Below are 20,908 nucleotides of genomic sequence, written 5' to 3' on the forward strand. Positions count from 1 at the left end.
TGCGTGAGAAGACTATGAACCCAGATTTAAACACATTGCGCCTTGGTGGCGACCCGCGCACGCTGGCTGATTTTGCCGCGCTCAAAGAAGAATTAAATAAACGCTTTCACCCCGCCCGCCCAGATGTAGACTGGGCGCGCGCTCATGGGCTATGTTTGTCCTTATTCAACCAAAACGGCGCTGATTTACAAACTTGCGCATGGTTTACCCTGATCCGCCAGCATCAAAATGGCATCGCGGGATTAAACGAAGGCTTATCTTTACTTCAACATTTACTGAGCCGCCACTGGCAAGGATTATGGCCACAACAGACCCATGCCCGGGTTGAGATCCTCGCTACGCTGAGCCAACAACTCATGACAGGGTTACGCGCCCATGCACCTGTTTATGCAGACCTGCCAGCTCTGTATCAGACTGAAGCGACGCTCAACCAAATTGGACAGTTGCTACAAACATTAGAGCTCAAACACCTCACTCAGCTGGAACGACTGCAAAACTTGCTCACCACTCAAGCCAAGCAGCTCGAAAATGCCGATGTTCCTGATAGTGGCTTTATTCCACCAACGCCGCTGCAATTGCCAAAAACTGCGCCATCGTCATTTCATGCCCGTACCGCAGCAACGCCAATTTCCATCAAAGCCAATGCCACTATCAGCACACCGACACCGACCAAGCCTTCTTACCGCAAAGGCATTTGTGTGGGTTTGGCTTTCGGTATTGTGCTCACAGGCGCGCTGTGTGCAGGAACTTTGTATGTGTTACACCCACAAATCAATAACCATGTTTTAGCGCAAGCGCTACCCCAGTTACCTGACTTTACGCCGAATATTGCCTCAATTCTTGAGCAACAATTACAGCCTAATGCCGCACAACCGAATAGTTTTTCTCCTGAAAAACTCAAGGTAATCGATAACTATCTCGTGGAATTAGAGTCCGTCTCCCCAATTTGGCCTCAGCTGTATGGATTAAACATGGTGAGTTACCTCACTAAGCAATATGGTGAACGTCAAGAAGTCAGCGCATTTAACGATAAATGGCAGCAAAATATGCAAATTAATGCGCTATCTAACGATAAATTACAACAGTGGTCTGAAGGGATGGCCGAGCTAAACAATCTCAGTACGCGCTTAGACAGTCTTGATGGTAAACCTCGCAGCTATATCACGGGGTCTGAATTAAAAACCATTATTTTCAATGCCCGCCAGCATTTTAATCAAAGCGTTCCGTTAGAAGAAGAATTGCGTCGTCTTGAGCAACTTCAAACCCAAGGCTCCGTCCCTGAGTCTGAATACCAACGGATTGATAACCATTTTAAACAGCTACTCAATCGCTATGCGTTGATTCAGCAAAATAAATAATTCTTCATCTCTCAATTAAGCCAGCATGCTCAATTAAAAGGACACGCAATGAGCCAAGATGAACAAAGCGAAAATATTCAGCATTGTTTTGCTGAATTTGATGACAATAAATGTGCAGTTTGGAAAGACTTGCGGCTGAAACACCAATCTGAAAATGCCAAAGCGAATTGTTATCTCCCATCAACTAAAGTGGTTCCCGTTATTTTTCTACCCGGCATTATGGGGTCTAATTTAAAACATAAAGATACGGGAGACTCTGTCTGGCGGATACGCAGTAATATGGCGTTAATGCTATGGGATGCGTTGGGTTGGGGATTGACTGGCGGAAAACGTCGTCGTGAATTGCTAGATCCTAATGCCGTTGTAACGGATTTTGGTCAAAAAGTGGGTAATGATGATAACGAATCAACCTATTTTGCCAGTTCACGTCAAAAACGAGGTTGGGGCAGCGCATTAGAGTTCTCTTACTTTGAACCCTTAGAGCAATTACAAAAAGAATTACTGGTTTGGGAGCAGTATTACAATAAAGCGAAAGATCAGGGATGCGCGACGGCAGATGAAGCTGAGGAGTATTTCTCTCAACACTCTATTTTTAAAAATATTCTAGAGAAACCACTTTCGCCAGAGGATACTAACCTGCTTTCGTATGGTGAAACGGGGAAATACCGTAGCTTACTGCTTCCACTTCATGTTTTTGGTTATAACTGGTTACAAGACAACGCTCAGTCCGCACAAGATCTCGCCAAATACATTGATGAGGTTTTAAATTTATACCGTCCTAAACAGAATGGCGGGATTGGGCATGGACTCGCCTTTGAAGAAGGGCAGGAGAAAGTCATTCTTGTGACCCATTCGATGGGAGGCTTAGTATCACGTTACGCTTCCGAATTATTAGCAACACCCTGCAAAGATAAAATTCTTGGTATCGTGCATGGTGTGATGCCCGATTTAGGTTCGCCAACCGCCTATAAAATGATGAAAATCGGGGAACATGCGTTTCCGATGTCACTTGTTTTGGGGGCCAGTGCCACACGGCTTATGTCTGTTTTAGCGCAATCCCCTGCACCGTTACAACTTTTACCTTCTCCGAAATATAACCATGGTCAACCGTGGATGCGGGTTGAAAAAGGCAGTCCTGATGGGGTAACTGATTTATTGTTGCCGCAAAAAGGTGATCCATTTAAGGAAATCTATCTTCAAGATAAAGTTTGGTGGCGAATGTATGAGTCTGATATTTTGGATAAAAAAGAGGATAAAATTACTACTAACTTTATAAATTATAAAATGTTAATGATAAAACAAGTAATACCATTCATGGAAAAAATGAATTCTCATTATCATGCCAATACTTACCAATTTTACGGGGCGTATGACGATAAAAAAGACACTACGCTGGCTAAAGATCCTCGCCGTTCAGATGAAACGGTGACCTGGAAATTACGGGATAAAACGTCGTGGTTATGGGTATCTGACGATAGTCGAGAGACAACGGAATATAGTGATAAACGGGAGTATACATTACTTAAATCCAGCTATGCGTGGAAAAACCCCAATGGAAATTATGAAGGGGGGGGCGGGAGATGGTACGGTGCCTAAATACGCTATCAACCTACAGGAGTCGTGGAGATTTAAAGACATTTTAGAAACGAATGTTGACCACCAGAATGCCTATAAATTTGATCCCATGAAGGGGGATGGTATTTATGGTGAGGGTAAATTATCACCAGCGATAAAATTCACCTTACGCTCCTTATGCCGAATATTGCAAACGGGTGAGGTTAAACCATGATAAGAAATAAATTTATTGCTTTTTTAAGCTTGGTCTTATTGGGAGCTTTAGTTGCGTGTTCCGTACCCAATAAGACCTATTCCCGCTCACTTAATGAAAAGGATTCTGCTGTGATTAATACACTGTTTGATGATGCACCGACCTACTGTTTAGGTCGCTACACCTTTAATTACCCAAAAGCGTTAACCCAAGAGCTTTCCTCGGTCATCACCATCGATGATATGACGATTGAAAGTCAATTTATGTATCCCCCTTCATTTAAACAACGTATTGAATTACAGGAAGACGAATTAAAAAAACAGCGAGTGAGTGAGGAGCGGGATGGGCCCTTTTTGAAAGATATTGTGCGATTAGAAAAGGGGGTAATTTTTGATAAAAATGAAAGCTATGCTTACCCTGGATTTGCCAGAGAGCTAGAAGCTCATGTGTATATTGATAATGTAGCGTTTATTATAAAAACTAAGTTCCATGATCTGACATCAGATAAGTATGCTAAAGAAAGATCATATTTTACAGGTGATTATCCTATTACAGATAAGTCTCAAAAACTAGCAGCGATGCAATCCTTAATTTCTCGCTTACAAGGGCGACCAAAGAATGAAATTCCGACCGATAAAGGGATTTGTATTCCTTATGGCTTTATTCACGATGATGGACGTGACCACAAATTTAAATTGTCTATGCTCTTTAAAAACAATCAATTTGCATGGGCAATTGTGATGGATAATTTATTGGGAAGTGAAGATGACAGTTTGCTTGAACGCTCATCTGAAATTAAACCGATTATGCGGCAATTAGGGGCTTCTACCTTGAAAAAAGGCCCAGTGAAATACAATACGATTGCTGGTGAAGAGTGGTTAATTTCCGGTGAAGAAGACGGAGATAAAAAATACCGTTTTCAATACAATGCCAATGAGAAAAATGTCACTTATTTACAACCTTTAGTGCTTATTTTACTTCATAACTCCGGAATATTGACAGTGAAAGATTACACCGATGCGCAAATGGTTGAAATCTGGGATCGGGTTTTACAGTCATTTAAACTTCGTCCTAACGCGTATTAAGATTTAATGCAATGACAGATTATCCCCTGTCATTGCGCTTTCTATTCCTGTCATTATCATCAGACACCGCATAGTAATTGGAAAGAAGAAACGCCCCTTCCACTTCCATTTGTCCAGACACTTGGCCGCCAGAAATGACGAAAACATCCACAACTAAAAATGTGTCATCTGTTGTATAATAAAAATAGGCTTTATCCTTAACTATCATGGCACTAAACATCAGCAGTAGAAAGGTCTGCGACCTTTTCACACAATTCATTTGCATATAACGGCGCTGAAAAGCACAGCAGCAAGCATAAATAGAACTGTTTCATTTCATTCCTTGAAACGCAGTGATTAGTGCATCCTTTTTACCAATGGTATACTCAATTTAATTTAGGAAAAACACCCGATTATTAAATTCAAGGAATACCCCATGCTTCGCTGTGCTGCTCGTATCACCCACCAGCTACGTCATGCATTTCATTCTCGACCGCGCTTTTTGGTCTCGCTCATTGTTGCTTTCATCACTTTCTTCGCTTTATTTCAAACACAAAGTCTGATTATTAACTTAATTATCAGTTGGAACGCATTTGCGTGGTCCTATTTGCTGTTTCTATTCCAGAGAATTATTAGCCACAATGTGAAAGATATTCGTAAGCTGACAAAAATCGAAGATGAAAGCGCGAGCATGGTAATATTTTTCTTGATGTCAGGCTGCTGCGTCAGTTTATTAGCCTTATTTTTTGCCTTGGGCGGACACAGTGATATCCCGAAAGCCGATAAAATTTACTCTTATATTTTAACTGCCTCGACATTGATATCCTCTTGGCTGCTCTTACCTACGGGCTTTACCATGCACTATGCCCATCTCTATTACGGCAATAGTGAAAATGAAAAACCGTGGCTAATTTTCCCCGATAAAATCACCCAACCCAGCTATTCGGATTTTATGTATTTCTCATTCACCATTGCCGTCGCCTCACAAACGGCAGATGTGGAAGTAGCCTCAACCCCTATGCGTCGTGCAGTATTGCTCCAATCCGTTATTTCATTTGTCTTTAATATGGCCATTTTAGGGTTGTGTATTAATATTTCTGCCAGCTTCTTTTAAAGGTTATCGGAATAACTTGCCGAAATAAAAAGAGTTAGCCTGCTATCACAATAAAAAAATATTCAATGCAGGATATTGACAATATCCCCATATAGATCTAAAAATGCTGTATATTAATACAGTCTTTAGTAGAGGCTATTATGTTACGCATCGAAGTGTTATTTGATAAGAATTCACCGCAAAAACCAAGTGGCTTGGTTTTACAAGCTTTAGAGTCTGAGATTTTACGCAAACTACAGTCACAGTACCCTGATATGGTCACTCGAGTAGGCTTTAGCTCTCAGCAGGCGATTAATATTTCAGGAACGAAGATTGCGGATGACAAATTACGCATTGAAGAGATCTTAGAAGAAATTTGGATGGATGACGGCTGGCTACCTGAAGCAAATACCGATGACTAGATGATTAGCAGAGAAATGGAAGGGTAATATCCATCTTCCATTTCTTAATCCATTATTCTTTGAAGTTAATCTGAGTCACTTTCAATCTGTTTCTGCCTATCGTTTATACGCTTCTGTGTATAAAAACCGATAGCACCACAATTCACTATTCCGCCATTATAGAAAGAGTATTAATAAAGTTTCTGACGAAGATACGATTTAAACTCATTCACCGGATTACGTTTCGTTTTACTCACTTCAAGTATTCGAGCCTCTACTAAGCAAGTTTTCGCATCAGTGCATCGCTGAACTTCATTTAATTTCGTCGGATTCAACGCCAATTGTGGTTTATTGAAACTCGCCCCCATAAATACCATGGCAATAAAAATAATCCCGATAAATAGAGGCACTTCAATATACGCTTGTTTCATGATAAATGCTCTTGTTATGGTTGTTGAGGGTATATTAGTGCTTTTGCATTTTAGTACCTTAATATTTGGTTAAACCAACCTTAAGGGATGCTTAAGGGGATAAATATCCTAGTTGCTGGGTGAGCGGAGTCTGCTTATACTCCGCAACAGAGGTAATAAATATGAATATTTTATTGGTAGAAGATGATCTTCAGCTCGGCAAAGCGTTATGTCGTGGACTGGAATTAGCCGGATTTAATCCTTGCTGGGTCAGATTATTATCTGATGCTAAGCAGCAATTACAGGCACGCAATTTTGATGTCATGCTTTTAGACTTGGGATTACCTGATGGTGATGGTCAAGAGGAATTAATTTCATGGCGCCAATCTGGAGAATCGATACCGATTATTATTCTTACCGCCCGCAATAAAATGGATAATTTAGTGGCGAGTTTAGATTCTGGTGCCGATGATTTCTTAACAAAACCCTTTGAGATGCCAGAGTTAATTTCTCGCGTAAAGGCTATTAGCCGTCGTATGGCTGGATTTTCATCTGAAATTTGGCAATTGGATAATCTGCAATTAAATCCGTTAAACCATCAAGTCACCTTGGATGGTCAATTATTATTACTCTCCGGCAAAGAATATTTGTTGCTATACGAGTTAATTAAAAATGCCGACAATGTCGTGCGAAAAACAGATTTAGAGCAACGTTTATTTGGCTTGGATGATGTGGAAAGTAACTCCCTTGAAGTCCACATTCATAATTTACGCCGCAAAATTGGTAAAGACAGAATTATTACTATCCGTGGCATCGGTTATTTACTAAAAAAAGAAGCGCAATCTGGTGAAGATTAAATCCTTTCTTGTCTACACATTTGGTATTCAGATTGGCGCAGTCATCTTTTTATGGCTGCTGCTAGTCGGTTGGTTACAATTTTTTTATCTACCTGATTTGGTCGATGATGATGAATTTAACCAACAACAGCAAATCGTCACACAAGGGATTGCGCGTACATTAGGTACAGTATCAGATACCCCAGAATATTTTGATAAGCTCGCGGTTATTCTGCAAAAAATGTATACCGATGCCATGGAAAACGGCATTGAAACTAGCTATAAACCGTATATGGTTGTGCGGGATAATCGGGGACATGTGCTATATCGCAATAGTGAAAAGATTTCAGACCCATCACTAAAATCAGTCGATATGCTAACTGCCCAACATAAAGATTGGCATTTCACTTCTGCATGGGATGATGACCATACCCTCGAAGTTGTGATTGCAGAATCGTATCTTGAGCGACGAAAGTTAATTGGTAACCCAGCCGAAGGCACTGCAATTCCTCTCGCCTTTATTTTGGGCATAATGTTAATCGCTATTTTGATCACTGCCTATTTTAGTATTCGCCCCATTAAACAAGTCGCTAAAATTATTTCATCGCGTCAACCGGGAAATTTAACGCCGATTGATACCAAAGATATGTATAAAGAAACTCGCCCTATTATTTCCGCAATTAACCAATTAATGGCACGAGTCGATGCCGCGAATTTACGCGAAAAACGTTTTATGGCAGATGCGGCTCATGAATTGCGGACTCCGATTGCCGCGGTGACAGCACAATTACATGTGTTAATGCATATCGATAATCCAAAGGAAAAAGCCGAAATTATTAATGATATGAAAGAGACATTAACGCGCGCCGCCTCTTTATCTCATCAATTAATTGATCTCGCACGTTTGGAAGCGGAAGATTTTGCCATTCGTAAAGAGCAAATTGATTTACCGATGTTAATCAGTAATCTCATTTCATCCCATATTCCTTATGCCCTCAATAAACATATTGATGTGGAATTATCCAGCCCAGATTCTTTTTATGTTGAAACTGATAAGCTAGCGCTGAGTAATATGTTCACTAATTTAATCGAAAATGCGATTAAATATTCTCCAGAAAAAGCCAAAATAAAAGTGACACTGGTGGATCTCACCCCTTTTGGTGCCACTATTACAGTTCAAGATAATGGACGCGGTATTCCAGAAGAGAGCCGAGCACATCTATTTTCTCGCTTTTACCGTGTGCCCGGAACATTAGAAACAGGAAGCGGTTTAGGATTATCTATTGCCCATAATCTGACATCGAAAATAGGTGCAACATTAAAAGTCACGGATGGTTTAGAAAATAAAGGTATTGGATTTATTATTGATTTACCTTAATTGTGATGGTAGTTGAGAATAATACCATTATTTAAAATAATGTTATTCAGTTAACATCCCTAGTGCATAATAAACATTACAATCCCCTTTTACGTTAAATTACTTAGCCATAAAAAGGGGCAATAATGTCACAGGCGCTAATCATCATTGATCTTATTAACGATATTGTGGGTAAAAACGGTTTATCCAATAGCAGTTATTCCCAAGTCAATTCCCGCAATATTATTGAAAAGGCGAATCAAGCCGCTAATTACGCAAGAAGTCAGCGTATTCCTGTTATTTGGGTCAAAGTTGGCTTTAGCGATAATTATCAAGATATCCCTGCTGGCTCCCCACTTTTTTCACAAGCTAAACAGAGAGGCGCATTAAAATTAAGTGGCTACGGCTGCCATTGGGTGGAAGATTTGGTCGTTCATATGCAAGACAGAGTGATCATTAAGAAAGGCGTTTCTGCATTTGCAGGCAATAAACTCCACCAATGGCTTAACGATAATAATATTACTCAGCTCTATTTCGGTGGGGTCAGTTCGGTGATGGCAATCCAAAGTAGCGTGAGACAAGCCCATGATTTAGGTTATTTTTGCCATGTCCTTGAAGATGTGTGTGCCGCCGCAACCATTGAACTACACGAACAAAGCATGCAGGCACTGTCAGCTCTAGCTACGATTTCATCCAGCAAAGCCTTTATGCAAGGCAATTAGCCGTCATGATGAGTATACTGTAAACAATAATTTACAAGGTTTGACCTAAAAATTAGTTTAATATTTAAAATATATTTTGGCTTATTATTGACTTTGATCAATAAAAAACTAGAATGCTCCTACGTGATCAAGATCACACATTAACATTCGGAGCGAACATGAAAAGCATCAAAGAATTTTTCGTTAACCTGCAAGAAGTTGTTGAATTACTGTCCAAGCGTTTTATGTAATTTGCTTTAAACTTTAGTTAGTTAAACCATAGTCAATCAAACCTTTCATTTACCTCATTCAAGTATTTGCAAATTTTTGCTAACGGCCTTTTTTAAGGCCGTTTTTTTATTCAAATACGTTCTCAATAATTTCAGCAACCACTGCCGTGCCAATCGCTACCAAAATAAGATCTTTACCACTCATTTTCCATTCATAGCCCGCATAAACAGGCAACTGATGGATAAACTTTGATGGTAGAACCTTTTTAGCTATCCCCGGAGGTAACGGTTTTCCTCTTCTTACTTGCTTTGCAATTCCTGGTGGTAGCCCTTTGTAGCCCGTAAGACCATACTCAATGGCTAAAGGTCGAACATTCCCAAAATTCACGCTAAAACTAATATTAGGTGAAATACGCAACGTTCCTTGAATACCTGAATTATCACCGTCCCATTGCTTCGCTTTATAATGGTCATCATCTTTATTTTTATGACCGTTGTTGCCTTTAAATTCTTTATTATTATGTTTGTTACCGTTTCCATGCCCGTTGTTACCATTTGGGTCGGAAAACGCAAGTGGTGATGTCCCCATGAATGCTAAAAGAGCAATCAGTGGTAGACAGCTATTTTTCGTAGGCTTTTTCATCAGTATTTCCTCATAAACATGATCGTTTGAGAGTATTCCTCAAAGTATAGAGCATCAATCAGACTAACCGCCATTTTCCGTAATCTTATGTAAATATTCGGTATATTTCACAAACTTAAGTCCTATTTGCTTATACTGGGTCGTCATTTATGGATAACGCAATAAAGGAGAATTTATGCAGCAGCAACTGCTCGACTGGGCTCGCCAGTTTAATCAAGACTATGCCACCCTCGCCTCTCTCTTAATGGTTCTTGGGCTGATACTGATTGTCGCCCTGATTTTGCATCTTTTTCTGCACAAAATTTTGCTTCCCACGATTGAAAAAAGAGGATTAAAAGCGGGTTCCGGTTGGCAACATCAACTCACCCAATATAATCTGTTCAATCGAATTGCCTTTATTATTCAAGGTATTGTTGTCAACATTCAGTCCACCTTATGGCTATCTTCGGGCTCAACGACACAAATGGTATTGAATGTCGCTTCCCAAGCATGGTGCTTACTGTTTGGCTTACTGACGATTTATTCCATTTTGGATATCACGCTGGGCGTATTACAACGTGCGGCAAAAACAGCTCATCTCCCGCTACGTGGAATTTTCCAAAGCATTAAGCTTATCGCCACCGTTTTGATTTCGATTATGATCATCGCGCTACTGATTGGTAAATCTCCGTTGATTATCCTCAGTGGTTTAGGTGCGATGACCGCCGTCATGATGTTGGTGTTTAAAGATCCAATTATGGGCTTAGTCGCCGGTATTCAGCTCTCTGCAAATAACATGGTCAACATTGGTGATTGGCTGGAAATGCCTAAATACGGTGCTGATGGCGCGGTAATTGATATTGGATTGACCACAGTTAAGGTTCGAAATTGGGATAATACCGTCACCACTATTCCAACTTATGCACTGATTTCCGATTCATTTAAAAACTGGAAAGGCATGACTGAATCAGGCGGGCGCCGTATCAAGCGCAGCCTACGTATCGATGCCAATAGTATTCATTTTTTGAAACCTGAAGAAGTTAGCAACTTTGAAAAAGCCAACTTATTAGAGCCTTACATCGGGAAAAAAGTCTCTGAGATCCAGGTCTACAACTCTGCGTTACCAGAGGATAAAGCGACGCCACTCAACCAGCGACGCCTCACTAATATCGGGACATTTCGCGCCTATATTGAAGCGTATCTGCGTGCTCACCCGCAGATCCATAAAAATATGACCATCATGGTTCGCCAATTAGAGTCAGACTCAAACGGTATCCCAATTGAGATTTACGCGTTTACCAACACGACGGTGTGGTTAGAATACGAACGCATCCAATCGGATATTTTTGACCATATTTTTTCCATTCTGCCGCAGTTCAATTTATCTGTGCATCAATCACCTACCGGTAATGATGTTCGATTCTTAGGTCATTCAACAAATAAATAACTCATCATAGGTAACTTATAAATACTACTTAATGATTAGCAAACATGGCCAGCCTACCTAGAGGGGGAAACCCCTCTTATACTCACAGATCCCACCCTACCATTATATAATTTTGAATATAACGATTGATAATAAAAATAGAACAAAAATGGCATCCATGACAAGAAAACTCCTTATAAATTAAATAAATAAAAATATTTCCCTTGGTTTTTTCAAGGATATTGTTGATGCATATCATGTTAGTGAGTGGGTATTTTTTCTAACATATTGAACATACCTAATACGTTATTTACATATAGGCAATGTCAATGCATAAAAATAAAACAAATACTCATTTCGCAGAACTGAGCAGGAGGGAGTTTCTTCAGACCTCCGCAACCGTAGCGGGTGCAGCCGCCGTTGCAGGCTCAATCACTCTGCCTTTTGCTGCTCAAGCAAAAACACCAACCATCATGCCTGACGAAGTCAGTGAGAAAATCAGCTACAGCGCTTGTTTAGTTAACTGCGGTAGTCGCTGCCCTCTAAAAGTTCATGTGAAAGATGGCGTTATCAGCCGTATTTCCAATGAAACCATGTATGACGATTCAACACTGGGAGAACATCAGATTCGCCCTTGTCTGCGTGGTCGTTCAGTTCGCTGGAAAACCTATAATCCAGACCGTTTAAAATACCCAATGGTACGTGTGGGTAAACGTGGTGAAGGTAAGTTCAAAAAAATTAGCTGGGATGAAGCTACCACTATCATTGCGGAAAAACTGAAATATACCATAGATAAATACGGCAACGATGCCATTTATTACCAATATGGTTCTGGTTCAACGGGTGCCAACTTGCACGGTCGTGCGGCCTGTAAACGTCTTTTGAGTTTAACCGGTGGATTTTTAGGTGACTACGGAACTTATTCCTACGCACAGTTAATGGAGATCACGCCATATGTTTACGGCAGTGTGGAAGAATCTTATTTAACGGAAATCCAAAACTCCGATCTCGTGGTGATGTTCGGTCATAACTTGGCTGAAACCCGTATGTCCGGTGGTGGTCAGTTCTATGAAACACTCAATGCGCTCGATAAGAGCAAAGCAAAAGTGATCATTATTGACCCACGCCGTACCGATAGCGTCACAACATTAGGCGCTGAATGGATCCCTATTTATCCAGGTACTGACGCCGCATTAGTGGCAGCCCTGGGTTATGTGATGATCCAAGAAGGCTTAACCGACGAAGAATTCCTGAAAAATTACTGTGTAGGCTGGGATGAATCAACCCTGCCAGCTTCAGCACCACGTAATGCCTCTTACAAAGATTACATCTTAGGCAATGGTCCTGATGGGATTGCAAAAACCCCTGAGTGGGCGAGCAAATTAACGGGTATTTCGGTTTCACGAATCATTCAGTTAGCCCGTGAAATTGGTAACGCTCAACGTGCTTGGATCTCACAAGGCTGGGGCTTACAGCGTACCGAAAATGGTGAGCAAGCCTGTCGCTCTATCATGATGCTGCCTATTATGTCTGGCAATATCGGTCGTTCAGGAACTAACACCGGTTTATGGGGTAACAGTTTTGCCTATCCAGTGGCTGGATTTGGCTTGCCAAACCCTGTGAAAGCGTTGATCCCTACTTATATGTGGTCAGAAGCGATTGTGCGCGGTAAAGAATTAACCGCAGAAAATGGTGGGATCAAAGGCGTTGATAAGCTGAATAATGACATCAAATTTATGTGGTGTTATTCCAGTAACGTCATCGGAAACCAGCATGGTGACTTGAATAAGACCCATGAAATTCTGTCTGATGAATCAAAATGTGAGTTTATCCTTGTTTGGGATAACCACGACACTCCATCGGCAAAATATGCGGACTTACTGCTGCCAGATGTGACCACCGTCGAAACAAACGACCTGATCAATAACTCCTATGCAAGTGGGGCTTATCACTACCTAGTGCGTCTACAAAACGCCATTGAACCACTGTGGGAAAACCGTCCAAACTACGATGTATTAGTCGAAATCGCAGAAAAAATGGGCGTGAAAGATCAATTCACTGAAGGTCGTACCTACGCAGAATGGATTGAGTTTTGCTACAACAAAACCCGTGAAAAAATGCCTCATTTACCTGAGTTTAGTGAGACTGATGGCGCAGGGATCATCGACCGTAAGTTCCTCAATAGTGCTGAAAACGTGGCACTGAAAAGCTTCCGTGATGACCCAGTGAATAATCCACTGAAAACACCATCGGGCAAAATTGAAATTTACTCCGAAAAACTGGCTGAACGCGTGAAAAATTGGGAACTTCCAGAAGGTCAGCGTATTCCAGCTATTCCTGAATATTGTGTGAATAGAGAAGGTGTTGAAGCGCAATCTGCACAGAAGAAACATTCTTTATTAATGACAGGCTTCCACGATAAGGGTCATGTTCACTCAACCTATTACAACGTGGCTATGCTGCGTGAGGCTATTCCTCATCAATTCTGGTTAAACCCAATTGATGCACAAGAACGTGGCTTGAAGAACGGCGATTTAGCTGAAATCTTCAATGATCGCGGGCGTATTCAGATTAAAGTCAAAGTGACTGAGCGCGTCTTACCGGGTGTGATTGCGGTTCCTCAAGGTGCATGGCGCACATTGAATACCGAAGGTTTAGATGTTGGTGGTTGTATCAACACCCTAACCTCCCATGTCCCTTCTCCACTGGCGAAAGGCACACCACAACATACTAACCTTGTTGAAGTCAAACGCGCTTAAGGAGTTAATTGATGAAACAGTATGGCTTTTATTTTGACTCCACAAAATGCACTGGCTGTAAAACCTGTCAGGTAAGTTGTAAGGACGAAAAAGATTTAGATTTAGGTCCTAAATTCCGCCGTGTGTATGAATTCGGTGGCGGTAGCTGGCAGAAACAAGACGGTATTTGGCAACAAAACGTCTATAGCTACTACCTGTCTATTTCGTGTAACCACTGCTCGAATCCAACTTGTGTGGAAGGTTGCCCAACTGGTGCAATGCACAAACGCAGTGAAGATGGCTTAGTGGTTGTTGACCAGTCTATCTGCGTAGGCTGTCGTTACTGTGAACTGCGCTGTCCATACGGTGCACCACAGTTTGACGAAAAGAAAAAACTGATGAGCAAATGCGATGGCTGTTATGAACGTGTCGCAAAAGGAATGAAGCCGGTTTGTGTAGAGTCTTGCCCGCAGCGCGCTTTAGATTTCGATGACATTACCGTTTTACGTGAGTTACACGGTACGGAGTGCGGCATTGCACCGATGCCAGATCCAAGCCTGACTAACCCGAATATCGTCATCAAGCCACACAAAGATGCTAAGCCATCAGGTGATAAAAGTGGCGAATTGAAAAACCCTGCGGAGGTCTAATATGCATGAGTTACCACTGGTTTTCTTTACTGTCTTAGGGCAATCCGCGGCGGGTTTATTTCTGTTAGCTTATATTGCGAAAAAAATGGGCTCAATCGACGATAAACAGCTGAAAACAGCCAATATTATCGGGTTTATCATTGTGATGATTGGCTTAGGTATTGGCGCACTGCACGTCGGTCAACCACTGCGTTTCTTCAATATGTTGTTGGGCGTGGGTCGCTCACCAATGAGTAATGAAGCATTCTTAAGTGGCGTGTTTGTGGGTTGTGCTGCCGCTACGCTATTTTTCACCCACTTTGTTAAGCAAGCCGCTCTGCGTGAGCTGTCTAACATTGCGGCGGTGATTTCAGGATTAGCGTTCGTTTGGTCAATTCCGCAAGTGTATAACATTGCAACCATTGCTAACTGGGATACCCAATTCACTACGCTACAAATGTGGACAACCCTGTTTGTGGGTGGTGGCGCACTTGCAATTGCAATCGGGGCTCGTGGTTTAGGATTAACGGCGTTTTTAGTCGGTACCTTTGCGATTTTTGCCAGCCGTGCCAGCTACCAAGCATTTTTAAGCGAAACTGCACCCGTATTAAGCGCAGAGCAGACCGGTTTTTGGGGTTTTCAAGTGATTGTATTAGCGATTGCCTTAGCGGCATTCGTTGGGTTCGCTATCAAGCAACGTTCACCAAAAATCCCATTACTGGCCTGTGCAGCAGCCGTATTACTCGCTGAATTGTCTGGCCGTATTGCCTTTTATAACCTGTGGCAAATCACCATGTAAGGTGCTATAACCACAGATTATGGTTAGCAGTATAAAATAAATAATAATATAAGAGCCTGAATTCAGGCTCTTTCTTTTAAGTTAATTGAAGCTTTAAATTAATTGCAGCTTTATAGGTAATATCATGCAAACTCTCGATACCACTCTTTTTCGTATTTTAGGGGGAATGTTTTACTACTCTCCTGAAACCCCCACATTTCAAACGTTACAACCTGTACTGCGTGAAATCCCATCCCTGTATGATTGGCAAGAACCTGCTCAGCTGATTGCCGATTGTGAGGCATTAAGTGATTACCCAGCAGATACGCTTACCTATGATTTTTCAATTCTTTTTGAAGGTCAAGGTGCAATGCCAGCACCACCGTGGGGCTCGGTGTATCTGTCTCACGACAACACCGTTATGGGGGATTCCACCAGCGCCTATCGCCAGTTTTTGATGTCCCATGGATTAGTTACCGATACAGGATTACGAGAGCCGGAAGACCAATTTGGTTTGATGTTAATGGCCATTTCAGCACTGGCAGAGCAAGGTCAAGACGACGCCATTGTGGAATTACTCGAGCAGCATTTATTACCTTGGGCGGAACGTTACTTAACGTTGGTTCAGCATACGTCAACTGAACATGGGTTTTACCCTACCCTTGCAAAAATCACTCAGACCTATTTGGCTAGTGTGCAAAAACAGCTCGGTTTACAGCCTGCAACGGCTGAGCTTTTCCGTTAATAAACCTTGAAAGAAAATGAGTTTGCTAGTGCGTAAGCAAACTCATTTTTATGTAGACGAATTAGAATGACGAGTTAGGTTGCTGTAGAAAAGCAATTTCTTCTCGAGTTGATGGCCGACCGAGAATCTCATTGCGATGCGGGTAGCGCCCAAACTTATCGATAATAGCCTTATGGCGCATTTCATAATCCAGCGTACTATCATCCCCCAACATTCGGAATAGCTCCACCGCTTGCAGGTGGATAAAGCTCGATTCTGAATGCATAAACGGCATTAACATAAATTTTCGCTGAGATAGCGTAAGTAGATGATAATCCGGCTGTTTAATGGCTTCTTGGGCCAGTGCTAGCGCCATCGCATCTTGCGCGAACGCTCTTGGGGTATCTCGCCATAAATTACGGGAAAACTGGTCAAGAATAATAATTTCCGCTAAACGACCGCGAATAGAGGCTCGCCAATAAGCTAGCTCCCCTTTTGCCGCCTGTTCACTGAGCGCAGTAAAACGTTTTGCGATGGTTAAATCGAATTTCTCGCTTTTCTCAAACCACTGTTTTGGGGTCGATTCTTCAAACCAAAATGAAAGCACTTCTTCCATGGCATTCATAAGTTACCTATTTATATTATTATTGCGATTATTATTACGATATCGGGTTCATCGTAGATAAAAATAGTTCAAATTGACAGGATGGAGATCTAAAAACACAAATTTGCAGATAAAAATTTTGTTATTTGCGAGCTAGCCCTAAAATAATCACGATAGCACTCTGTAACTTCCTACTCTTTTTTATTACATCACGTTTTTATTGCATCAAGTTTTATTGCATCAAGATAAGTATTCTTTTTTTGATAATGGTAAATGCTCGATCACACATTCTTATTTGCTGTTTAATGTGAATTTAAATTTATCTATCATATGAATACATACATTTATTTAATCCAATGTTAGAATTTGACTTATATTTTATAGACAAAGCATTTTATAGACAAAGAACGCGCCCCTATATATTGAGCGTGTTAATTTGACATCTTGGGTGTACTTCATTAGCGGTGAGTGGGAAGGCAAGATAAATGGCAGGACATATGGTACTTATCGGTTGGGCTTTGTGGGTCAGTCCTTGTGGCACTGATTCATGCGATGCATTACCCGTGACCGAAACCATTTTTACCCAAGAACAGTGCATGAGCCGAAAATCGTATTTAGAGGCAAAACGCCCTAATTTGTTTTTCTTATGTGGTGAGGTTTATCGTGATAGCGATGAAATCGCCAAAGAGGAAAAAAGTGTCGTGCCCGCACCTAATCCACCATTACCTGTACGCAACTTACCTGAACGCAAATCACGTTGAGTTACGATCAAATAGGTAAGGCGGTGGCTATTCGCCACCCCTTATTAACGATTAATCGCCATTAGCGATTAGATAATCTCCGCAATTTTATTATCTGCATTGATAAAATCCCCTTGTTTAGCCGTATATTTCAGTTCCCCTGAACGGTGGGCGATAACTTGAACTTCCATTTTCATTGCCTCCATCACGCCAATAATGTCCCCTTCTGTTACCTTATTTCCTTGAGGAACTAGCCAATTAAATAGCACACCTGAGATAGGGGCGTTCACGCTGTTAGGGTTGTTTTCAACGCTTTGAGGTGCAGAAGTTGCTGTCGTTGGGTTCACCGCCATTCCAGCAAACAATTGCGCGGGCAAACCCAGTTCGCAACGTTTTCCATCAATTTCAATAAATGACCGTGTTAACGCTTGTTCGGCTTGTGGTAATTGGCGTTTCGCTGGGGGAATTTCAACACTAAATTCCGTTTCAATCCAACGGGTATGCACCTTAAAGTTTTCACAAAAATCCGCTTGCTCCATCACCGCACGATGAAAAGGCAATACGGACGCGACCCCTTCAATCTTAAATTCAGCTAATGCACGACGAGCACGTACAATCGCTTGTTCACGGGTTTGACCGACCACAATCAATTTTGCCATTAGCGAGTCAAAGGTACCGGGAATAGTTTTGCCTGTTTCAACGCCACTATCAACACGGACGCCTGGGCCTGATGGTGCATCAAAACGTAAGATGGTTCCCGGAGTTGGTAAGAAGCCATTCCCTGCATCTTCCGCATTGATACGAAATTCAAAAGCGTGACCACGAGGTTTAGGCGTTTCTTGAATACTCAGCGGCAAACCTTCAGCAATACGTAGCTGCTCAACCACTAAGTCAATTCCTGCCGTTTCTTCTGTGACTGGGTGCTCAACCTGCAAACGAGTGTTCACTTCTAAGAAGGATAAAGTGCCTTCTTGGCTTAATAAGAACTCAACCGTTCCCGCGCCCACATAGCCAGCTTTACGGCAAATATCTGTGGAAGCGCGAATGATTTGCTGTTCCAGTTCAGGGGCTAAAAACGGGGCTGGAGACTCTTCCACCAGCTTTTGGTTTCGGCGTTGCAACGAACAATCCCGCGTTCCCACGACAACAACGTTACCGTGGGTATCGGCGATGACTTGCGCTTCAATATGGCGAGGGTTATGCAAAAATTGCTCAATAAAACATTCCCCGCGACCGAATGCCGCTGTCGCCTCACGCACCGCAGAGTGGTATAACTCTTCCACTTCGTGCATCTGCCATGCCACCTTTAAACCGCGACCGCCGCCGCCAAATGCAGCTTTAATTGCGATGGGTAGCCCATGCTGATGGGCAAACTGCACCACTTCTTGGGCGGTTTCAACGGGATCTTTGGTTCCTACGACAAGCGGCGCACCCACTTGTAAGGCGATATGTCGGGCTTGAACTTTATCCCCTAAAATATCAATACTCTCTGGGCTTGGACCAATCCAAATCAAGCCAGCTTGTTGTACTGCTCGCGCGAATTCAGCACGTTCAGAAAGAAAACCGTAGCCCGGATGCACCATGGTTGCACCAGATTTTTTTGCTACCTCAATCAGTTTCTCAATGTTTAAGTAGCTCTGTGCTGGGGTATTGCCACCTAACCCATAAGCTTCGTCCGCCATGTTGACATGCAATGCGTCAATATCGCTATCGGCATACACCGCCACAGACGTAAAACCATAATCGCGGCAAGCTCGAATAATACGTACGGCGATCTCACCGCGGTTGGCAATCAATACCTTATGCTGTGCATTTTTATTATTGGTATTCATAAGCTTCATGACTCCCTTCAAGTTGATAAAATTCACGTAATGGATTAAAGCGGATTTTGCCATTCACGGGGATTTGCCCTGCAAGATCCAAATGATAGTCACACACCGCCCCTATCACCGGATATCCTCCCGTCAATGGGTGGTCATTTAAAAATAAGACCGGCTGCCCATTAGCTGGGACTTGGATGGCGCCAATACAGGTGCCTTCGCTTGGTAATTCTTGTAACAGTTCACGACTTAGCGGCACTTCACCCGCAAGGCGTAACCCAATACGGTTTGAGGCGGCAGTCACTTGCCAAACTTGCTGACGCAGTAATTCGGCGGCTTGTTCAGTAAACCAATCTGTTCTGGGTCCCATTACTACATCCAATACCACCACATCATCTGCTGTCGGGTAGTCAAAGGCTGGGGATTCTGTGAGCGAAATGGCGCGATGATTCATTTTTTGATGAATCGATAAAGATTGTCCAACCATCAATGGTGCGGGTCCTACTTGGGCTAAGGTATCGAATGAGCAGCTTTCAAGAACTGGCGCCACAGAAAAGCCCCCGCGTACGGCAAAATAACTACGTACACCGTTGATTGGGCGTCCTAATTGAATGACATCCCCTTTCGCGAGGTGAATCGGTTGGTAGGTTGCTGAGGTAAATATTTGCCCATCTTCTGTCGTGATAGTGACAGGGCACTGGGCACCTGTAATACCGACCAAAAGGTCTCGATTAGCACGGACTTTTAAGCCACCTTGAGTGACTTCCAGTACAGTGGATTGGGTACAATTACCGACCAAACGATTTGCACTGTATAGCGCCGATTTATCCATCGCTCCTGATTCGGAGATCCCTAATGCTGACTGCCCAATACGCCCTCTATCCTGAAATAAGGTTTGTAGCCCGGTCGCCAACACGGTGAGATCGTACGTTTGGTTCTCATCGATAGATTTAATGTCAGTTTGACTCGGTAAACTATAGCTCACGGAACTCTTGCTTTGGTCAACAAATTGTACCCGATAACCCGCTTGTAAAAGTGCCGGTTCTGGTCGATTAATATCCCACACGGCTAAATCAGTCTGACCTATCAGTTGCCAACCACCGGGGCTGGCTTGTGGATACACACTGCTAAATTCTCCCGCCAATGCCACTGAACCAGCGGGAATTCGCACACGAGGGGATTGGCGGCGCGGTACCTGTAATTGCGCTTGCTTCGATACCATATAACCAAATCCAGGCGCGAAACCGCTAAATGCCACCAGATATTCATTTTCCGTATGGCGACGGATCACCTCTTCGATAGTGACCCCTAAATACTCCGCCACTTCCGGTAAGTCTTCCCCGGTATAGTGCACGGGAATAGTGACTAATTTCCCCGTTTTAGCTTCGCCGCCTTCAATGTTGCGCAGAGAAATTTGCTGCACAATCGCATTAATATGCTCAATTGCTGGGTTATAACGCACTAATACCGTTCGTGCCGCTGGGGTTATCTCTTCAATGCCGTTAATTGGGCGATGCGTTAATGAGTCTGTCAGTGCCATCGTCTGTTCGAGACTTGGCAGTTCAACCATAAACGCGCTTAAATTGACAGGTAAGAAACGCATAAGCCC

At 42.5% G+C, this 20,908-nt stretch carries 20 protein-coding genes; 14 read left to right on the forward strand and 6 right to left on the reverse strand.

Annotation, left to right across the window (positions count from 1 at the left end; translation table 11 throughout):
- The first annotated feature begins 14 nt into the window (after positions 1–14).
- The 3 genes from HFU86_RS11760 (at position 15) to HFU86_RS11770 (ending at position 4,211) form a co-directional block, all read left to right on the forward strand.
- The gene (locus HFU86_RS11760; protein WP_187129319.1) at positions 15–1,358 is read left to right on the forward strand and encodes a VasL domain-containing protein; all 1,344 of its coding nucleotides are present in this window, start codon (positions 15–17) and stop codon (positions 1,356–1,358) included.
- A gap of 48 nt (positions 1,359–1,406) precedes the next feature.
- Entirely contained in the window at positions 1,407–2,954 is a 1,548-nt protein-coding gene (locus tag HFU86_RS11765; RefSeq protein WP_255425975.1) for a lipase family alpha/beta hydrolase, read from the forward strand.
- Between the two features lie 189 nt (positions 2,955–3,143).
- Positions 3,144–4,211, forward strand: coding sequence for a T6SS immunity protein Tli4 family protein (locus HFU86_RS11770; protein ID WP_187129320.1), 1,068 nt, complete (start codon positions 3,144–3,146; stop codon positions 4,209–4,211).
- 19 nt (positions 4,212–4,230) lie between these two features.
- Here HFU86_RS11770 and HFU86_RS11775 read toward each other — a convergent pair whose 3' ends face one another.
- On the reverse strand, positions 4,231–4,461 hold the full coding sequence (locus HFU86_RS11775) for a hypothetical protein (RefSeq protein WP_187129321.1): 231 nt from the start codon (positions 4,459–4,461) through the stop codon (positions 4,231–4,233).
- Positions 4,462–4,626: 165 nt separating this feature from the next.
- Here HFU86_RS11775 and HFU86_RS11780 point away from each other — a divergent pair, with 165 nt between their 5' ends.
- Both HFU86_RS11780 and HFU86_RS11785 read left to right on the forward strand, forming a co-directional pair.
- Complete coding sequence (locus HFU86_RS11780; RefSeq protein ID WP_132495366.1) at positions 4,627–5,304, forward strand: DUF1345 domain-containing protein; 678 nt, start codon at positions 4,627–4,629, stop codon at positions 5,302–5,304.
- A gap of 140 nt (positions 5,305–5,444) precedes the next feature.
- The gene (locus HFU86_RS11785) at positions 5,445–5,705 is read left to right on the forward strand and encodes a DinI-like family protein (protein ID WP_036952942.1); all 261 of its coding nucleotides are present in this window, start codon (positions 5,445–5,447) and stop codon (positions 5,703–5,705) included.
- A 170-nt stretch (positions 5,706–5,875) separates the two neighbouring features.
- Here the strand turns inward: HFU86_RS11785 and HFU86_RS11790 are convergent, their stop codons facing one another.
- Positions 5,876–6,115 (reverse strand): hypothetical protein, encoded by a 240-nt coding sequence (locus HFU86_RS11790; protein WP_187129322.1) that lies wholly within the window; start codon positions 6,113–6,115, stop codon positions 5,876–5,878.
- Between the two features lie 161 nt (positions 6,116–6,276).
- On the opposite strand from HFU86_RS11790, the gene HFU86_RS11795 reads away from it, so the two are divergent.
- The 3 genes from HFU86_RS11795 (at position 6,277) to HFU86_RS11805 (ending at position 9,009) form a co-directional block, all read left to right on the forward strand.
- Entirely contained in the window at positions 6,277–6,951 is a 675-nt protein-coding gene (locus HFU86_RS11795; protein ID WP_132495368.1) for a response regulator, read from the forward strand.
- Positions 6,941–8,308, forward strand: a complete 1,368-nt coding sequence (locus tag HFU86_RS11800; RefSeq protein ID WP_187129323.1) for an ATP-binding protein — start codon at positions 6,941–6,943, stop codon at positions 8,306–8,308. Before HFU86_RS11795 ends, HFU86_RS11800 begins: the two co-directional genes overlap by 11 nt.
- Positions 8,309–8,433: 125 nt before the next feature.
- Positions 8,434–9,009: a cysteine hydrolase family protein gene (locus HFU86_RS11805; RefSeq protein ID WP_132495372.1), complete on the forward strand. Its 576-nt coding sequence runs from the start codon at positions 8,434–8,436 to the stop codon at positions 9,007–9,009.
- A gap of 336 nt (positions 9,010–9,345) precedes the next feature.
- Here HFU86_RS11805 and HFU86_RS11810 read toward each other — a convergent pair whose 3' ends face one another.
- The gene (locus tag HFU86_RS11810; RefSeq protein ID WP_187129324.1) at positions 9,346–9,861 is read right to left on the reverse strand and encodes an anti-virulence regulator CigR family protein; all 516 of its coding nucleotides are present in this window, start codon (positions 9,859–9,861) and stop codon (positions 9,346–9,348) included.
- Between the two features lie 175 nt (positions 9,862–10,036).
- On the opposite strand from HFU86_RS11810, the gene HFU86_RS11815 reads away from it, so the two are divergent.
- From HFU86_RS11815 to HFU86_RS11835, 5 genes are all read left to right on the forward strand, one after another.
- Positions 10,037–11,287 carry a mechanosensitive ion channel family protein gene (locus tag HFU86_RS11815; RefSeq protein ID WP_036952924.1) on the forward strand — a complete coding sequence of 417 codons (1,251 nt, stop codon included), beginning with the start codon at positions 10,037–10,039 and terminating at the stop codon, positions 11,285–11,287.
- A gap of 308 nt (positions 11,288–11,595) precedes the next feature.
- The gene (locus HFU86_RS11820) at positions 11,596–14,025 is read left to right on the forward strand and encodes a DMSO/selenate family reductase complex A subunit (protein WP_132495376.1); all 2,430 of its coding nucleotides are present in this window, start codon (positions 11,596–11,598) and stop codon (positions 14,023–14,025) included.
- Between the two features lie 11 nt (positions 14,026–14,036).
- The gene (locus tag HFU86_RS11825) at positions 14,037–14,654 is read left to right on the forward strand and encodes a DMSO/selenate family reductase complex B subunit (protein ID WP_036952921.1); all 618 of its coding nucleotides are present in this window, start codon (positions 14,037–14,039) and stop codon (positions 14,652–14,654) included.
- Position 14,655: 1 nt separating this feature from the next.
- Positions 14,656–15,432 (forward strand): dimethyl sulfoxide reductase anchor subunit family protein, encoded by a 777-nt coding sequence (locus tag HFU86_RS11830; protein ID WP_187129325.1) that lies wholly within the window; start codon positions 14,656–14,658, stop codon positions 15,430–15,432.
- Between the two features lie 124 nt (positions 15,433–15,556).
- On the forward strand, positions 15,557–16,156 hold the full coding sequence (locus tag HFU86_RS11835) for a TorD/DmsD family molecular chaperone (RefSeq protein ID WP_132495380.1): 600 nt from the start codon (positions 15,557–15,559) through the stop codon (positions 16,154–16,156).
- 61 nt (positions 16,157–16,217) lie between these two features.
- On the opposite strand, the gene HFU86_RS11840 is transcribed toward HFU86_RS11835, so the two are convergent.
- Positions 16,218–16,760, reverse strand: a complete 543-nt coding sequence (locus tag HFU86_RS11840; protein WP_036952909.1) for a DUF924 family protein — start codon at positions 16,758–16,760, stop codon at positions 16,218–16,220.
- A 464-nt stretch (positions 16,761–17,224) separates the two neighbouring features.
- Between HFU86_RS11840 and HFU86_RS11845 the strand changes: the two genes are divergently transcribed.
- The gene (locus HFU86_RS11845) at positions 17,225–17,500 is read left to right on the forward strand and encodes a hypothetical protein (RefSeq protein ID WP_036952907.1); all 276 of its coding nucleotides are present in this window, start codon (positions 17,225–17,227) and stop codon (positions 17,498–17,500) included.
- Positions 17,501–17,568: 68 nt separating this feature from the next.
- Here HFU86_RS11845 and HFU86_RS11850 read toward each other — a convergent pair whose 3' ends face one another.
- Positions 17,569–19,311, reverse strand: a complete 1,743-nt coding sequence (locus tag HFU86_RS11850) for an acetyl/propionyl/methylcrotonyl-CoA carboxylase subunit alpha (protein ID WP_187129326.1) — start codon at positions 19,309–19,311, stop codon at positions 17,569–17,571.
- A complete protein-coding gene (locus HFU86_RS11855) occupies positions 19,298–20,902 on the reverse strand; it encodes an urea amidolyase family protein (RefSeq protein ID WP_036952904.1) in 1,605 nt (534 codons plus the stop codon). The genes HFU86_RS11850 and HFU86_RS11855 overlap by 14 nt, the downstream gene beginning before the upstream one ends.
- Positions 20,903–20,908: the final 6 nt, after the last annotated feature.

This window comes from Providencia sp. JUb39, assembly GCF_012272845.1.
GTDB lineage: Bacteria > Pseudomonadota > Gammaproteobacteria > Enterobacterales > Enterobacteriaceae > Providencia > Providencia lanzhouensis.

Coding starts and splice junctions, on each gene's coding strand:
- HFU86_RS11760 (WP_187129319.1), top strand. CDS start 15: ATGAACCCAGATTTAAACACATTGCGCCTTGGTGGCGACCCGCGCACG.
- HFU86_RS11765 (WP_255425975.1), top strand. CDS start 1,407: ATGAGCCAAGATGAACAAAGCGAAAATATTCAGCATTGTTTTGCTGAA.
- HFU86_RS11770 (WP_187129320.1), top strand. CDS start 3,144: ATGATAAGAAATAAATTTATTGCTTTTTTAAGCTTGGTCTTATTGGGA.
- HFU86_RS11780 (WP_132495366.1), top strand. CDS start 4,627: ATGCTTCGCTGTGCTGCTCGTATCACCCACCAGCTACGTCATGCATTT.
- HFU86_RS11785 (WP_036952942.1), top strand. CDS start 5,445: ATGTTACGCATCGAAGTGTTATTTGATAAGAATTCACCGCAAAAACCA.
- HFU86_RS11790 (WP_187129322.1), bottom strand. CDS start 6,115: ATGAAACAAGCGTATATTGAAGTGCCTCTATTTATCGGGATTATTTTT.
- HFU86_RS11795 (WP_132495368.1), top strand. CDS start 6,277: ATGAATATTTTATTGGTAGAAGATGATCTTCAGCTCGGCAAAGCGTTA.
- HFU86_RS11805 (WP_132495372.1), top strand. CDS start 8,434: ATGTCACAGGCGCTAATCATCATTGATCTTATTAACGATATTGTGGGT.
- HFU86_RS11810 (WP_187129324.1), bottom strand. CDS start 9,861: ATGAAAAAGCCTACGAAAAATAGCTGTCTACCACTGATTGCTCTTTTA.
- HFU86_RS11815 (WP_036952924.1), top strand. CDS start 10,037: ATGCAGCAGCAACTGCTCGACTGGGCTCGCCAGTTTAATCAAGACTAT.
- HFU86_RS11820 (WP_132495376.1), top strand. CDS start 11,596: ATGCATAAAAATAAAACAAATACTCATTTCGCAGAACTGAGCAGGAGG.
- HFU86_RS11825 (WP_036952921.1), top strand. CDS start 14,037: ATGAAACAGTATGGCTTTTATTTTGACTCCACAAAATGCACTGGCTGT.
- HFU86_RS11830 (WP_187129325.1), top strand. CDS start 14,656: ATGCATGAGTTACCACTGGTTTTCTTTACTGTCTTAGGGCAATCCGCG.
- HFU86_RS11835 (WP_132495380.1), top strand. CDS start 15,557: ATGCAAACTCTCGATACCACTCTTTTTCGTATTTTAGGGGGAATGTTT.
- HFU86_RS11840 (WP_036952909.1), bottom strand. CDS start 16,760: ATGAATGCCATGGAAGAAGTGCTTTCATTTTGGTTTGAAGAATCGACC.
- HFU86_RS11845 (WP_036952907.1), top strand. CDS start 17,225: ATGGCAGGACATATGGTACTTATCGGTTGGGCTTTGTGGGTCAGTCCT.
- HFU86_RS11850 (WP_187129326.1), bottom strand. CDS start 19,311: ATGAATACCAATAATAAAAATGCACAGCATAAGGTATTGATTGCCAAC.
- HFU86_RS11855 (WP_036952904.1), bottom strand. CDS start 20,902: ATGCGTTTCTTACCTGTCAATTTAAGCGCGTTTATGGTTGAACTGCCA.